The 13,301-nt window shown below is 62.5% G+C and carries 13 protein-coding genes; 6 read left to right on the top strand and 7 right to left on the bottom strand.

The genetic code is table 11. The features are described 5' to 3' along the window. Positions 1–9 precede the first annotated feature (9 nt). Both E3O56_RS03965 and E3O56_RS03970 read right to left on the bottom strand, forming a co-directional pair. Positions 10–804, bottom strand: a complete 795-nt coding sequence (locus E3O56_RS03965) for a class II aldolase/adducin family protein (RefSeq protein ID WP_005787679.1) — start codon at positions 802–804, stop codon at positions 10–12. 106 nt (positions 805–910) lie between these two features. After that, positions 911–1,816 (bottom strand): LysR family transcriptional regulator, encoded by a 906-nt coding sequence (locus tag E3O56_RS03970; protein ID WP_078821120.1) that lies wholly within the window; start codon positions 1,814–1,816, stop codon positions 911–913. Between the two features lie 213 nt (positions 1,817–2,029). On the opposite strand from E3O56_RS03970, the gene E3O56_RS03975 reads away from it, so the two are divergent. The 5 genes from E3O56_RS03975 (at position 2,030) to E3O56_RS03995 (ending at position 7,455) form a co-directional block, all read left to right on the top strand. After that, on the top strand, positions 2,030–2,641 hold the full coding sequence (locus E3O56_RS03975) for a cysteine dioxygenase (RefSeq protein WP_078821119.1): 612 nt from the start codon (positions 2,030–2,032) through the stop codon (positions 2,639–2,641). Beyond that, positions 2,638–4,221, top strand: coding sequence for a rhodanese-related sulfurtransferase (locus E3O56_RS03980; RefSeq protein WP_103734399.1), 1,584 nt, complete (start codon positions 2,638–2,640; stop codon positions 4,219–4,221). Before E3O56_RS03975 ends, E3O56_RS03980 begins: the two co-directional genes overlap by 4 nt. Positions 4,222–4,303: 82 nt before the next feature. Then, the gene (locus E3O56_RS03985) at positions 4,304–5,278 is read left to right on the top strand and encodes an ABC transporter substrate-binding protein (protein ID WP_248127898.1); all 975 of its coding nucleotides are present in this window, start codon (positions 4,304–4,306) and stop codon (positions 5,276–5,278) included. Positions 5,279–5,344: 66 nt separating this feature from the next. Next, a complete protein-coding gene (locus E3O56_RS03990) occupies positions 5,345–6,514 on the top strand; it encodes an acyl-CoA dehydrogenase family protein (RefSeq protein ID WP_248127899.1) in 1,170 nt (389 codons plus the stop codon). Further along, on the top strand, positions 6,511–7,455 hold the full coding sequence (locus tag E3O56_RS03995; RefSeq protein WP_248127900.1) for a D-isomer specific 2-hydroxyacid dehydrogenase family protein: 945 nt from the start codon (positions 6,511–6,513) through the stop codon (positions 7,453–7,455). Before E3O56_RS03990 ends, E3O56_RS03995 begins: the two co-directional genes overlap by 4 nt. A 44-nt stretch (positions 7,456–7,499) precedes the next feature. On the opposite strand, the gene E3O56_RS04000 is transcribed toward E3O56_RS03995, so the two are convergent. From E3O56_RS04000 to E3O56_RS04020, 5 genes are all read right to left on the bottom strand, one after another. Next, the gene (locus E3O56_RS04000) at positions 7,500–8,381 is read right to left on the bottom strand and encodes a LysR family transcriptional regulator (RefSeq protein WP_005787668.1); all 882 of its coding nucleotides are present in this window, start codon (positions 8,379–8,381) and stop codon (positions 7,500–7,502) included. Positions 8,382–8,561: 180 nt separating this feature from the next. Continuing rightward, complete coding sequence (ycaC, locus tag E3O56_RS04005; RefSeq protein ID WP_005787666.1) at positions 8,562–9,179, bottom strand: isochorismate family cysteine hydrolase YcaC; 618 nt, start codon at positions 9,177–9,179, stop codon at positions 8,562–8,564. Positions 9,180–9,203: 24 nt separating this feature from the next. Continuing rightward, positions 9,204–11,042 carry an amidohydrolase gene (locus E3O56_RS04010; RefSeq protein ID WP_103734402.1) on the bottom strand — a complete coding sequence of 613 codons (1,839 nt, stop codon included), beginning with the start codon at positions 11,040–11,042 and terminating at the stop codon, positions 9,204–9,206. After that, a complete protein-coding gene (locus E3O56_RS04015; RefSeq protein ID WP_032876263.1) occupies positions 11,039–11,629 on the bottom strand; it encodes an antibiotic biosynthesis monooxygenase in 591 nt (196 codons plus the stop codon). Before E3O56_RS04015 ends, E3O56_RS04010 begins: the two co-directional genes overlap by 4 nt. Positions 11,630–11,754: 125 nt before the next feature. Next, on the bottom strand, positions 11,755–12,660 hold the full coding sequence (locus E3O56_RS04020) for a LysR family transcriptional regulator (protein ID WP_032876265.1): 906 nt from the start codon (positions 12,658–12,660) through the stop codon (positions 11,755–11,757). Between the two features lie 203 nt (positions 12,661–12,863). On the opposite strand from E3O56_RS04020, the gene E3O56_RS04025 reads away from it, so the two are divergent. Beyond that, on the top strand, positions 12,864–13,262 hold the full coding sequence (locus E3O56_RS04025; RefSeq protein WP_103734404.1) for an AraC family transcriptional regulator: 399 nt from the start codon (positions 12,864–12,866) through the stop codon (positions 13,260–13,262). The last annotated feature ends 39 nt before the right edge of the window (positions 13,263–13,301 follow it).

A 13,301-nucleotide genomic window follows, 5' to 3' on the forward strand; every position in this document is an offset into this window, starting at 1 on the left:
CACTCAGGATCAGTTCTTGTAGTCGGTATCAGTGCGCTCCAACTGGCGTACCAGCGCATTCCAATGCCGTGCCACGCCCGGCCCTTCCCCATTGCTGAACACCTTGGCCTGCTGCTCGACCTTGGCTACCACCTCTGCGGGCGGGAAAACCAACTCGGCATTCCCCGCCGCCTGCGCAGCAATCTGGATATTGCACGCGCGCTCCAGGCCTTGCAGTTGCTGAAAGGCGTGCTCGACGCTGACACCCGCCGTCAACAAGCCATGGTTACGCAGGATCATCACGCTCTTGTCGCCCAAATCCGCGACCAGCCGCTCGCGCTCGTCCAGGTCCAGGGCCACGCCTTCATAGCCGTGGTAGGCCACGCGCCCCGAGAACGCAATGGCGTGCTGGGAGATCGGCAGCAAGCCGCCTTTCTGCGCCGACACGGCAATGCCGTCGCGGGTATGGGTGTGCAGCACCGCTTGCAAATCGTGGCGCGCGCCGTGAATGGCGCTGTGGATCACATAACCGGCGTAGTTGATGCCAAGGCCCGTAGGATCATCGACGAGAGTGCCGTCCAGATCGACCTTAACCAGGTTGGACGCAGTGATTTCATCGAACAACAGCCCAAAGGCGTTAATCAGGAAATGCTCATCGGGCCCCGGCACACGGGCCGAGAAATGGGTATAGATATGGTCGGTCCACTTGTACAGGGCCGCCAGGCGATAGGCGGCGGCCAGTTTGACACGCACCTCCCATTCTTCTGGCGTAACACGTTGGCGGACAGTATTGGAAACACTCGATAGCGAGGTGACGCTGCTCATGACAAAACTTCCTGGATGGCCTTAAGGACGTCAGGCCAGCCTAGGGGAAGCAAAAAAATAATAAAAAGCACATTTTAATCTAAGCTAATTATTATTTTTTTTCATATCACGCCACTTCGCGAACCTTATGCAAAGAAGCCGCCACCCATTGCCCGAACGCATCCACCGGCCCTTGCAGGTTGCCGAGAAAGTGCGGATAGATCAGCCACAAATCCATCACCGGTTTGAAATCCTTGAGCGGCATCACTGCCAGGTGCTCGCGCTGAGCGCTGCGTTCCAGCAACGGACGTGGCACCAGGCCAAGGCCCAGCCCATCCGCCACCAGACCCAGTTGCAACTCGGTGCCGAAGGTTTCCAGGTTGACCCGCAGCGCCAGGCCCTGGTCCGACAAGGTGCGTTGCAGCCCGGCACGGAAGCCGCAACCATCCGGGTTGAGGATCCAGCCGTTCTGGTACACGTCCGCCAGCTTGCACGGCTTCTTCGGCAACTGCGCCTTGGCACAGACCACCACCAGTTCCATCTTGCCGATGGACTCGCCGACAATGTTGTCCGGGAAAATCTTGCCCGCCGGGAACAACGCCACCGCCGCATCCAGCTCGCCGCGCTCGATCTTGCCGACCAGTTGGCTGCCCCAGCCGGTGGCAACCTGGGCGCGCAGGTCGGCGTATTCAGTGCGCAGGTGCTTGAGCGCATCCAGCAACACCACATCGCCAATGGTTTGCGGAACGCCCAGGCGTAACACGCCGGTGGGCGGTGCATCGGTGGCCACCAGTTCGCGCAGGGCATCCATCTCGCGCAGGATCAGCCGGCATTGTTCATAGACGCGGGTGCCGATCAGCGTCGGCTTGAGGGGTTTGGTGTTGCGGTCGAACAGCTCCACCCCCAGCGCCTGCTCAAAGTTCTGCACACGGCGGGTAATAGCCGGCTGGGTCAGTTGCAACGACTCGGCGGCATGGCTGATGGACTGGCAACGAATCACTTCGACAAAGGCATCGATATCGTCAATTTTCATTTGGGTCGCACATAGAGATCAGTCATTAAGATGTGCGTGAAGCATAGTTGTCGCGCACCGCTCTGGATAGCCCGCCTTGGGATCGATAACGTCTAACGCTATTCACGGCGGTTCTAAATTACCTGTGGCTATAAGCTAATCATTAAAAAATAGCATATTAACTATAAACATTATGCTTATATAAACCCATCACAACAGCACGATGGAATGGTCATGCCCCAGGCCCGACACCCCGAAAGACTCAGAGCCTTCATAGGCGCCCTGGCGGAATTGATCGACGCCAACCCACGTGAAGGCGACCTGCTGCACCGCGGCGGCAAGCTGCTGGCGCAACTGGTCAGCCATGATGACTGGCTCCCCGACGAGTTCGCCCAGCCCGATCCCGAGCGCTATCAGCAATTTTTGCTGCATGCCGATTCGCGCCAGCGTTTCAGCCTGGTCAGTTTTGTGTGGGGGCCAGGGCAAAGCACGCCGATTCATGACCATCGGGTGTGGGGGCTGATCGGCATGTTGCGGGGCGCTGAGTTTTCCCAGGGCTTTGCTCGTGCGCCCGACGGCAGCCTGGTGGCGCAAGGCTCACCCGTCCAGCTGCTGCCGGGCCAGGTCGAGGCGGTATCGCCCAAGATCGGCGATATCCATCAGGTCAGCAATGCCCACCGCGATCAGGTATCCATCAGCATCCATGTATACGGCGCTAATATCGGTGCGGTACGCCGTGCGGTGTACCAGCCCGACGGCAGCGAAAAATTGTTTATCTCCGGTTATTCCAACGCCACGCTCCCGAACATCTGGGACCTGTCCAAAGAAAAGAGCCCTGCCCTATGACCACCGTATCGACCCGCAGCTTTGCCCAGATTCGTCAGGCCCTGTTGGACCGTGAGGAGCTGGCGTTGATCGACGTGCGTGAAGAAGCGCCGTTTGCCGAGTCCCACCCGTTGTTCGCCGCCAATATCCCGCTGTCCAAGCTGGAACTGGAGGTGTACGCACGCATTCCACGCCGCGATACCCAGGTCACCCTGTATGACAACGGTGAAGGGCTGGCCAGCCGCGCTGCCGAACGTCTACTTGAGCTGGGCTACACCCAGGTCAGCCTGCTTGAGGGGGGACTGGACGGGTGGCGCCGCGCGGGTGGCGAGCTGTTTATCGACGTCAACGTGCCGAGCAAAGCCTTTGGCGAGCTGGTGGAAAGCCAGCGCCACACGCCATCCCTGGCCGCCGAAGAAGTCCAGGCCCTGCTCGACAGCCAGGCCGATGTGGTGGTGCTCGATGCCCGCCGTTTCGACGAATACCAGACCATGAGTATTCCAACCGGTATCAGCGTGCCGGGTGCCGAGCTGGTCTTGCGCGCCCGCGAACTGGCGCCAGACCCGGCCACGCGCATTATCGTCAACTGCGCCGGGCGCACCCGCAGCATTATCGGTACCCAGTCGTTGATCAATGCCGGCCTTCCCAACCCGGTCGCGGCGCTACGCAACGGCACCATCGGCTGGACCCTGGCCGGGCAAACACTTGCCCACAGCCAAGCCCGCCGCTTCGCGCCAACGCCAGAGGAACATCGCCAACCCGCCGCCGAGGCTGCACGCCGCGTTGCCGACAAGGCCCGTGTCGGCCGCGCCACCCTTGGCGATCTACACCACTGGCAGCAGGACACGACGCGCACCACCTACCTGTTCGATGTGCGCACCCCGGAAGAATTCGAAGCCGGGCACCTGCCCGGGGCACGCGCCACACCCGGCGGGCAACTGGTGCAGGAGACCGATCATGTCGCCAGCGTCCGCGGTGCGCGCCTGGTGCTGGTCGATGATGACGGCGTGCGTGCCAATATGTCCGCCTCCTGGCTGGCTCAGTTGGGTTGGCAAGTGCACGTGCTGGATGATCTGCAAGCCGAGCACTTCAGCGAACGCGGCGGGTGGGTCGCGCCAGTGCCTGCGCCACCCCAGGCCGAACTGATCAGCCCGCACACCCTCGCCGACTGGCTGGGCCATGGTGACACCGTGGTGCTGGACTTCACCGCGAGCGCCAATTACGTCAAACGCCATATCCCCGGTGCCTGGTGGGTGCTGCGTGCGCAACTGCCCCAGGCCCTGGCCAAGGTGCCGCGTGCCCAGCGCTACGTATTGACCTGCGGCAGCAGCCAATTGGCACGCCTGGCGGTGGCCGAGGTGCAAGCGCTGACCGGCCAGCAGGTGTTCGTGTTGCAGGACGGCACTGCCGCCTGGATCGCCGCGCAACTGCCCCTGGAGGAAGGCGAAACCCACCTCGCCTCACCGCGTATCGACCGCTACCGTCGCCCCTACGAAGGCACCGACAACCCACGGGAAGCCATGCAGGCTTACCTGGATTGGGAGTTCGGCCTGGTCGAGCAACTGGCCCGCGACGGCACCCATGGTTTCTACGTGATCTGACCTGCTGCTGCATCGTTTTCGCCTATCCGACCCCTTCTCCAGGTGGAGGTATCCCCCTTATCCAACGCCTGGAGTGTGTCCCATGCTGTACGCCATCCCTTTCAAACACCTGCTACTGGGCGCCGCCCTGGCCCTCGGCCTGCTGTCCAGCGTACAGGCTGCCGACCTGCAACCGCTGCGCGTGGCCAACCAGAAATCCACGATCAAGGCGCTGCTGCAAGCCTCTGGCGAAACCCGCAACGTGCCCTACGAAATCAAGTGGTCGGAATTCCCCTCGGCCTCGCCCTTGGGCGAAGCGCTGAATGCCGGCGCCGTTGATGTCGGCGCCCTCGGTGACGCTCCTTATGTGTTCGCCCTGGGCGCCGGCGCATCGCTCAAAGTGATCAGCATCATCCATGCACAAGGGCGTAACACCACCGCACTGCTGGTGCCCAAGGACTCGCCGATCAAGACCGCGTCCGATCTCAAAGGCAAAAAAATCGTCACCGGGCGCGGCTCCATCGGGCATTACCTGGCGATCAGGGCCCTGAACGATGCGGGCCTGAGCACTCAGGATGTGCAGTTCATATTCCTGCTGCCTGCCGAATCGCGGCTGGTGCTGGACAACGGCACTGCAGACGCCTGGGCCACCTGGGACCCGTACACCACCGTGGTCACCTCACAGAGCAACGCTCGCGTGCTGGTCAGCGGTAAACACCTGCTGAGCAATCACCTGTACTTCGCTGCGACCGGCCAGGCCATTGCCGACAAGCGCGCGCAACTGGACGACTTTGTCGCACGGGTTGACCGCGCCTACGCTTGGGCCAACGCGCACCCCGATGAGTATGCCGCCGCCCAGGCCAGGATCACCGGCTTGCCGCTGGCCGTGCATATCGAAGTGGCCAAGGACACTCACCTGTCGCCGGTCGCGATTGACGACGCGGTGATCAGCGGCCTGCAAGCCACCGCCGACACGTATGTAAAAGAGGGACTGCTGCCCAATCGCATCGATGTCTCCCAAGGCTTCGACCCAAGCTTTAACGCCAAGCGTGCCACCCTCGACCAGGCCTCGCGCTAAAGAGGGATGCAGTGCGAGCCCCGCTCAAGGCTAGACACCCTCCCACACTTGACCGAGTACATGCTGATGACTCACTCGTCTCTACGCGCTGTAGACGTCGTCGATTTCGACACCACGCTCACCCGCCTCAGCGCCGAACTGGCCGGGACCGCTCATGTCTATGACGAAAGCGGCGCCTTCCCCCACGCCAACTTCAACCTGTTGCACCAACACGGCCTGGTCGCCCTCACCGTCCCCAGCGCCCTCGGCGGCGGCGGTGCCAGCCTGGCACAGGCGCGCAAGGCCATCAGCGCCGTCGCCAAGGGCGAGCCATCCACCGCGCTGATCCTGGTGATGCAGTACCTGCAACACGCCCGCCTGCAAGACAGCAAAACCTGGCCCCGGCACCTGCGCGTACGCGTCGCCGAGGACGCGGTGCGCAACGGTGCGCTGATCAATGCCCTGCGCGTCGAGCCGGACCTGGGCACACCGGCCCGGGGCGGTTTGCCCGCCACCACCGCCGTGCGCACCGTTGACGGCTGGCGTATCAGCGGGCGCAAACTCTACTCCACCGGCAGCCATGGTTTGAGCTGGTTCAGCGTATGGGCGCGCAGCGACGACGCAGACCCGCTGGTGGGCGCCTGGCTGGTGGCCAAGGACAGCCCCGGCGTGAGCATCATCGACACCTGGGATCACCTGGGTATGCGCGCCACTTGCAGCCACGAGGTGGTGCTCGACAACGTACTGGTGCCACTGGACCACGCCGTCAGCGTCAGCCCCTTTAGCGCGCCGCAGCCGGAGCTGGATGGCGAAGGCTTGCTGTGGATGTCGGTGCTGCTGTCGTCGGTTTACGACGCGGTGGCCCAGGCGGCGCGGGACTGGTTGGTGAATTGGCTGCAAGAGCGCAAGCCATCCAACCTGGGTGCTGCGCTGTCCACTTTGCCGCGCTTTCAGGAAACCGTCGGCCATATCGACACCTTGCTGTTCGCCAATCGCAGCCTGCTTGAGGCTGCCGCTCAAGGCCACACGCCGACCGCCAACGCCGCACAATTGAAATACCTGGTGACCGGTAACGCGATCCGCGCCGTCGAGCTGGCCATCGAAGCCTCGGGCAACCCAGGCTTGTCACGCCATAGCCCACTGCAACGGCATTACCGCGATGTGCTGTGCAGCCGCGTGCATACCCCACAAAACGACGCCGTGCTGCAAGGTGTCGGCAGAGCCGTGTTTACCCAACACCAGAAGGAGCGCCCATGAGCCACGTGATAATTGCCAGCCAGTTGGACGAAGACTTCAACCAGGTCATTCGCGAACGACTGGCGCCGCTGCACCCCCAAGCTCAGGTGATCGGTGTGCCGGTGGGTGCGCCGAACGACCTGCCACCCCAGGCCAATATCCTGCTGTTGCGCCCGATCAATGTGCGCGGCTATATCGCCCCCGACACGCCCCCACCGGGCTGGCCCTACGGCGCGCAATGGGTGCACCTGGTGTCATCGGGCATCGACTTCTACCCGCAGTGGCTGTTCAACGGCCCGCCTGTGAGCACGTCCAAGGGCAGCGCGGCCGACAACCTGGCCGAATTCGCCCTGGCAGCAATCTTTGCCGCCGCCAAACACCTGCCGGACATCTGGGTGAAAGACTCGCAGTGGAATTTCACCGCCCTGCGCCCGCTCAAAGGTACCACCCTGGGTATCTTGGGCTTTGGGGCGATTGGCGAAAGCCTGGCGCAAAAAGCCCTGGGCCTTGGCCTCAAAGTGATCGCGCTGCGTCAGAGCCAGGCTCCGTTCAGCGCCGGCGTGGAGGCCGCCACTGACATCCACGACCTGTTCGCCCGCGCCGACCACCTGGTGGTGGCGGCACCACTGACCGAGGCAACGCGGCACGTTATCAACCGTGACGTACTGGGCAGCGCCAAGCCGGGGCTGCACCTGATCAACATCGCACGCGGTGGCTTGCTGGATCAGGAGGCGCTGCTGGAGGCGCTGGATAACGGGCAGATCGGGCTGGCATCGCTCGACGTGACCGAGCCGGAGCCGTTGCCGGACGGGCATCCGCTGTATACCCATCCCAGGGTGCGGTTGTCGCCGCATACGTCGGCGATCTCTACCAACAGCAAGGAGGAGATTGCGGATACGTTCCTGGCGAATCTGGAGCGGTATGTGGCGGGCCTTGAATTAACCAACGTTGCAAACGCCTGACGCTATTCAAATTACAGGAGCTGGCTTGCCTGCTCCCACACGTATCAGCAACCGCCAGCCAGGCGTTCACGCAGGAACTCGACCAACGCCTGTACCGGCCGTGAACTCTGCCGGTGCTGGGGGTACACCGCCGACAACGTCAGGGCTTCGGGCGCGAACTCGTCCAATACGCTGACCAGGCGACCGTCCTTCAATGCCTCGCCGACTATGAACGTCGGCAGGTAGGTAACCCCCAGCCCGGCAATGGCGGTGTCACGCAGCAAATCGCCGTTGTTGACCCGCATGCGCCCGCTCACATTCAGCGCTTGCAGCTTGCCCTTGAAACGCCATTGCACCTGGCGGCCGTGACCGTAGGGCAGGCAGTCGTGGTCGGCAAGATCGTCAGGTTTTTGCGGCGTGCCGCGCAAAGCCAGGTAATCGGGGCTGGCGCAATACACCCTCGGGATGCTGGCGATACGGCGGGCGATCAAGGTGGAATCTTCCAGGGTGCCGATCCGCAGCACCAAGTCGTAGCCTTCGCCGATCAGGTCTACCGGGCGGTCGCTGAGATCAACCTCCACCGACACGTCGGGATAGCGCTGCAGGAACAGCGGCAGCAGGCAACCCAAGTGCGCCATGGCAAACGAAAGCGGCGCACTGAGGCGAATCGTGCCGCGCGGTTCGCTGTTCTGCCCGGCAATGCCCTGCTCCACCTGCTCGACATCACTGAGCAGGCGCAAGGCGGATTCGTAGTAACTCTGGCCCAGTGGCGTGACATCCAGGCGCCGCGTGGAGCGATTGAGCAGGCGCACGCCCAGGCGTTCTTCCAGCTGGATCAGGCGGCGGCTGACAAATTGCTTGGACAGGCCCAGTTGCTCGGCGGCGGCGGTGAAACTGCCGGACTCCATGACCTGACAGAACAGGCGCATGTCTTCGAAGGGGTTCATTGTCGCTACTCGGTGGACGATGGGCTGTTTTATAGCGGGTTAAGAGGCACACCACAAACCTGATGTGGGAGGGGGCTTGCTCCCGATAGCGGTGGGTCAGTCAATTAATCCATATCTGACTCACCGCTATCGGGAGCAAGCCCCCTCCCACAGGGATTACCTACAAGTTTCGAGAACCGGTTATTTGGCAGTAAACGCCGAGTAGCTGTTCATCAGATTGCGGTAGTTGGGGATGCGCGGCGACAGCAGGTTGGCCAGGCCTTCCATGTCGTTGCGCCAGTCCACTTGCAGCTCGCAGGCCACCGAGAACCAGTTCACCAGTTGCGCACCGGCGGCGGTCATACGTGCCCAGGCAGCTTGTTGCACGGTCTCGTTGAAGGTGCCGGAGGCGTCAGTGACCACAAACACTTCGAAGCCTTCGGCCAGGGCGCACAGGGTCGGGAAGGCAACGCACACATCCGTCACCACACCAGCAATGATGATCTGCTTGCGGCCGGTGGCCTTGACGGCCTTGACGAACTCTTCGTTGTCCCAGGCGTTGATCTGGCCAGGGCGAGCGATGTACGGCGCGTCCGGGAACAGTGCCTTGAGTTCCGGAACCAGTGGGCCGTTGGGGCCGCTTTCAAAGCTAGTGGTCAGGATGGTCGGCAGGTTGAAGAACTTGGCTACATCGGCCAGGGCCAGCACGTTGTTCTTGAATTCGTTGGGGGAAAAATCCTGCACCAGGGAGATCAGACCGGTCTGGTGATCGACCAGCAGGACAACGGCGTCATCTTTGTTCAAGCGCTTGTAAGTCATGGGGTAACTCCTTGGGTTTCTGGATTAAAAGGCAAAGCATGAGCAGCCAAACGCACCCCAGAAGCCCTGGAAGTCGCTGACCGGCACGCTGGAAAGACGGGCTTTTTCATGGCTGTGGGCGTGTACGCCGCACGGGCCGCTGCACTGATGTACCTGCGCCTGCATCGGCGAAGTCGGGCGCCAGTGCCCCGGCACCTTGGCCACCGGCGACCAGTCCGGCAGCACCGGCACGCGCGGCGGTGCGTAATCTTCGAAGTCGCCAGTGCCGTAGACGACCTTGCCGCCGACCACGGTGAGTACCGACTCGATCCACTTGATGGCCTCTTCATCGACACTGAAAAAGTCCGCCGACAGCGCTGCGACATCGGCCAACTGACCGACCTTGATCTGGCCTTTCTTGCCCTGCTCGGACGAGAACCAGGCGCTGCCGTGGGTAAACAATTCCAGCGCGGTAAGGCGCGGCAAGCCCTCGGCGTGCAGCTCCAGACCGCCGACCGTGCGCCCGCTGACCATCCAGTACAACGAGGTCCAGGGGTTATAGCTGGAGACCCGCGTGGCATCGGTGCCCGCCCCTACCGGCACGCCTTCGGCCAACATGCGTTTGATCGGTGGCGTGGCTTCGGCGGCCTTGGCGCCATAGCGCTCGACAAAGTACTCACCCTGGAACGCCATGCGATCCTGGATCGCAATACCACCGCCGAGGGCGCGCACCCGTTCGATGTTTTTCGGGGTGATGGTTTCGGCATGGTCGAAGAACCACGGCAGGCCATTGAACGGAATGTCACGGTTGACCTTCTCGAACACGTCGAGCATACGCGAGATGGATTCGTCGTAAGTGGCGTGCAGGCGGAACGGCCAGCGCTGTTCCACCAGGTGGCGCACCACCGGTTCCAGCTCCTGTTCCATGGTCAGCGGCAGGTCCGGACGTGGTTCGAGGAAGTCTTCGAAGTCCGCAGCGGAGAACACCAGCATCTCCCCGGCACCGTTGTGGCGCAGGTAGTCGTCACCCTGATGCAGGGTGACGCTGCCGGTCCAGTTCTTGAAGTCGCTGAGTTCTTCCTTGGGCTTTTGGGTGAACAGGTTGTAGGCGATGCGCACCGTCAACTGCTGGTCCTTGGCCAGTTGCTCGATCACCGCGTAATCGTCCGGGTAGTTCTGGAAACCACCGCCGGCATCTATAGCGCTGGTCAGGCCCAGGCGATTGAGTTCGCGCATGAATTGGCGGGTGGAGTTGACCTGGTATTCCAGCGGCAGTTTTGGGCCTTTGGCCAAGGTCGAATACAAAATCATCGCGTTGGGCCGCGCCACCAGCATCCCGGTGGGGTTGCCGTTGCTGTCACGTACGATCTCGCCGCCCGGTGGGTTCGGCGTGTCCTTGGTGTAGCCGGCCACGCGCAGCGCCGCACGGTTGAGCAAGGCGCGGTCGTACAGGTGCAGCACGAACACCGGGGTATCCGGCGCGGCCTGGTTGAGTTCTTCCAGGGTGGGCATACGTTTTTCGGCGAACTGGAATTCGTTCCAGCCGCCGACCACGCGTACCCATTGCGGTGTCGGCGTACGATCGGCCTGGTCCTTGAGCATGCGCAAGGCATCGGCCAGGGACGGCACGCCCTCCCAGCGCAGTTCGAGGTTGTAGTTCAGCCCGCCACGGATCAGGTGCAGGTGCGAGTCGTTGAGGCCGGGGATGACGGTGCGGCCCTTGAGGTCGATCACCTGGGTGCCGTTGCCGCGCAGGGCCATGGCCTCGCCGTCAGTGCCGACAGCGACGAAGCGCCCGTCGCGAATGGCGACGGCGCTGGCGCGTGGGTTTTCCCGGTCCACGGTGTGGAACTGGCCATTGAACAGAATCAGATCGGCGTTCATAGGGTTTCCTTTACAGAGGCTTCAAGCCAGGGAGCGAACAAGCGGGTGGCTGCCGGCATCAGCAGGTACACCACCAACAGCACGATGGTGAGGGTGACCAAAAAGGTCGAGACCACGTAGTTGGACAAAAACGGATGCAGCCGCAGGATCGGCCCCCAGATAAAGGGCAGCAGCAAGGTTTGCGGCAGGATCACAAGCAGGCTGACCACCGCCTGCTTCCAGCGCGGCGGCTTGGCGGCGCCGTCGGCCTGAGGGGCGAACCAGAACTCATTGGCGCCGCCGATTTCAGTCTGATCGCCGTCAGCCAGCATCGGCGCGGCTTCGTCGATCAGGGCCTGGCGTTGCGGGGAGTCGAGCCACAGTTCCAGGGCATCGGTGGAGCTATAGCGCAATACGCAGGTGAACAGGGCCGTGCCGTTTTGCTGGCTGCGCACCACGTCGACGCCCAGGTGGCCGGGGCGTTCGCCAGCGATACGCACGATGCGGCGTAGCCAGGCTTCGTACTCGGTTTCACGGCCGGGCTTGACCCGGTGCTTGACGACCAGCGTGACGACTTCGTCAGAGCTGGTTTTAGGTGTTGGGTCCATGATTGGGTGACTCCCCCGCAGGATTGAGCGATGGGAGGAGTTTGCCGGGCCGGGGGGTACTGGGAATTGGATGTATGTGCTGTCTGGGTTTCTGTGGGAGGAGATCACCGACAGTCACTTGGCAGTCAGCTCGCCGCCATATGCTCGGCAATCCGCCCGCGTAGCCAGCGCTCCGCCGGGTCATTGTCATGCACCCCGCTCCAGACCATCGACAGCTCCGCCGCATCAATCGCAAACGGCGGATCCTCGGCCCGCAAGCGGGTGCCTTCGGTCAACGCGCACGCTGCGTAGTCCGGCACGGTCGCGATGATCTGTGTACCCGCCAGCAACGCGCGCAACCCGCTGAACTGCGGCACCGCCAGCACCACCCGCCGCGAGCGACCGATGCGCGCCAGGTCCAAATCGATATTGCCGCTCAAGTCCCCTGAAAACGACACCATTGCATGGGGCCTGGCGCAGTAGTCATCCAGACTCAGCGGCGCCTCACCGTCATCCCCGCGCAACACCTTGCAGGGAATATCCCGCAGTTTCTTGCGCTTGGCATTGGCCGGCAGTTCGGTGGTGTAGCTCACCCCGACCGAAATTTCGCCGCTGGCCAGCAGCGATGACATCAACAGGTAATTGGCCCGGCGCACCACCACGATGATGCCCGGGGCCTCCTCGCGCAATTGGCTGAGCAACGCGGGAAACAGCCCGAACTCGGCGTCATCAGACAGGCCAATGCGAAACACCGCGCAACTGGTGGAAGGGTCGAAATCCTTGGCGCGGCTGACGGCGCCGGAGATGGTGTCCATGGCCGGTTGCAGCTCCTTGAGTATTGCCACCGCACGTGGCGTGGGCTCCATGCCGCGACCGTTGCGCAGCAACAACGGGTCGTCGAACAAATCGCGCAGACGGCCCAGCGCCGCGCTGACCGCCGGTTGGCCCATGAAGAGCTTCTCGGCAACCCGGGTCAGGTTTTTTTCGAACATCAGGGCCTCGAAAATCACCAGCAGGTTCATATCGACGCGACGCAGGTCGTTGCGGTTCATGGCGGTATCCAGACAATTTGCAGAGGGCAAGCAAAGCATGCCCCGCACGCCTGCGATTGCATAGCCGTGCTGTCTTTTATGCGACGGCACCTGGCGAAATTAACAACGATTAACTCGTCAGCCAGGCGGCCCGGCAACAAGATAAGCCGCGTCTACACTGCATCCATTCACGGGAACGCTCCCATCGACTGCGGATATTTGTCATGGCCCGACTTGAGCAATATGCCCCTCGTTTGTCCGCCACCGGTGGCCTGTGCCCCCGGCGCGAGCGCATCGCCAAGCAATTGATCCTCGCCAATCTCGGCGAAAGCCTGGCCATCGCCGACCTGGCCCAGGCCTGCGCCTTGTCGCGCAGCCATTTCTCCCGCGCCTTCAAATGCACCACCGGGGTGTCGCCCCAGGAATGGATTCGCCAGCAGCGGATTCTGCGGGCCAAGGAATTGATCACCGGTTCGTCCTTGAGCCTCACGCAAATCAGCCTGGAATGCGGATTCTGCGACCAGGCGCACTTCTGCCATATGTTCACGCGCAGCGAAGGTGTGAACCCGATGACCTGGCGAAATCACCACTCGCGTCCCAAACCTGACGTGATCGCCGCCTAGTGGTCGTGACGCAGCTGGAATATGCTGGCCCAACCCCTA

Source organism: Pseudomonas sp. W2Aug9 (assembly GCF_023127755.1).
Classification (GTDB): Bacteria; Pseudomonadota; Gammaproteobacteria; order Pseudomonadales; family Pseudomonadaceae; genus Aquipseudomonas; species Aquipseudomonas synxantha_A.

Coding starts and splice junctions, on each gene's coding strand:
- E3O56_RS03965 (WP_005787679.1), bottom strand. CDS start 804: ATGAGCAGCGTCACCTCGCTATCGAGTGTTTCCAATACTGTCCGCCAA.
- E3O56_RS03970 (WP_078821120.1), bottom strand. CDS start 1,816: ATGAAAATTGACGATATCGATGCCTTTGTCGAAGTGATTCGTTGCCAG.
- E3O56_RS03975 (WP_078821119.1), top strand. CDS start 2,030: ATGCCCCAGGCCCGACACCCCGAAAGACTCAGAGCCTTCATAGGCGCC.
- E3O56_RS03980 (WP_103734399.1), top strand. CDS start 2,638: ATGACCACCGTATCGACCCGCAGCTTTGCCCAGATTCGTCAGGCCCTG.
- E3O56_RS03985 (WP_248127898.1), top strand. CDS start 4,304: ATGCTGTACGCCATCCCTTTCAAACACCTGCTACTGGGCGCCGCCCTG.
- E3O56_RS03990 (WP_248127899.1), top strand. CDS start 5,345: ATGACTCACTCGTCTCTACGCGCTGTAGACGTCGTCGATTTCGACACC.
- E3O56_RS03995 (WP_248127900.1), top strand. CDS start 6,511: ATGAGCCACGTGATAATTGCCAGCCAGTTGGACGAAGACTTCAACCAG.
- E3O56_RS04000 (WP_005787668.1), bottom strand. CDS start 8,381: ATGAACCCCTTCGAAGACATGCGCCTGTTCTGTCAGGTCATGGAGTCC.
- ycaC (WP_005787666.1), bottom strand. CDS start 9,179: ATGACTTACAAGCGCTTGAACAAAGATGACGCCGTTGTCCTGCTGGTC.
- E3O56_RS04010 (WP_103734402.1), bottom strand. CDS start 11,042: ATGAACGCCGATCTGATTCTGTTCAATGGCCAGTTCCACACCGTGGAC.
- E3O56_RS04015 (WP_032876263.1), bottom strand. CDS start 11,629: ATGGACCCAACACCTAAAACCAGCTCTGACGAAGTCGTCACGCTGGTC.
- E3O56_RS04020 (WP_032876265.1), bottom strand. CDS start 12,660: ATGAACCGCAACGACCTGCGTCGCGTCGATATGAACCTGCTGGTGATT.
- E3O56_RS04025 (WP_103734404.1), top strand. CDS start 12,864: ATGGCCCGACTTGAGCAATATGCCCCTCGTTTGTCCGCCACCGGTGGC.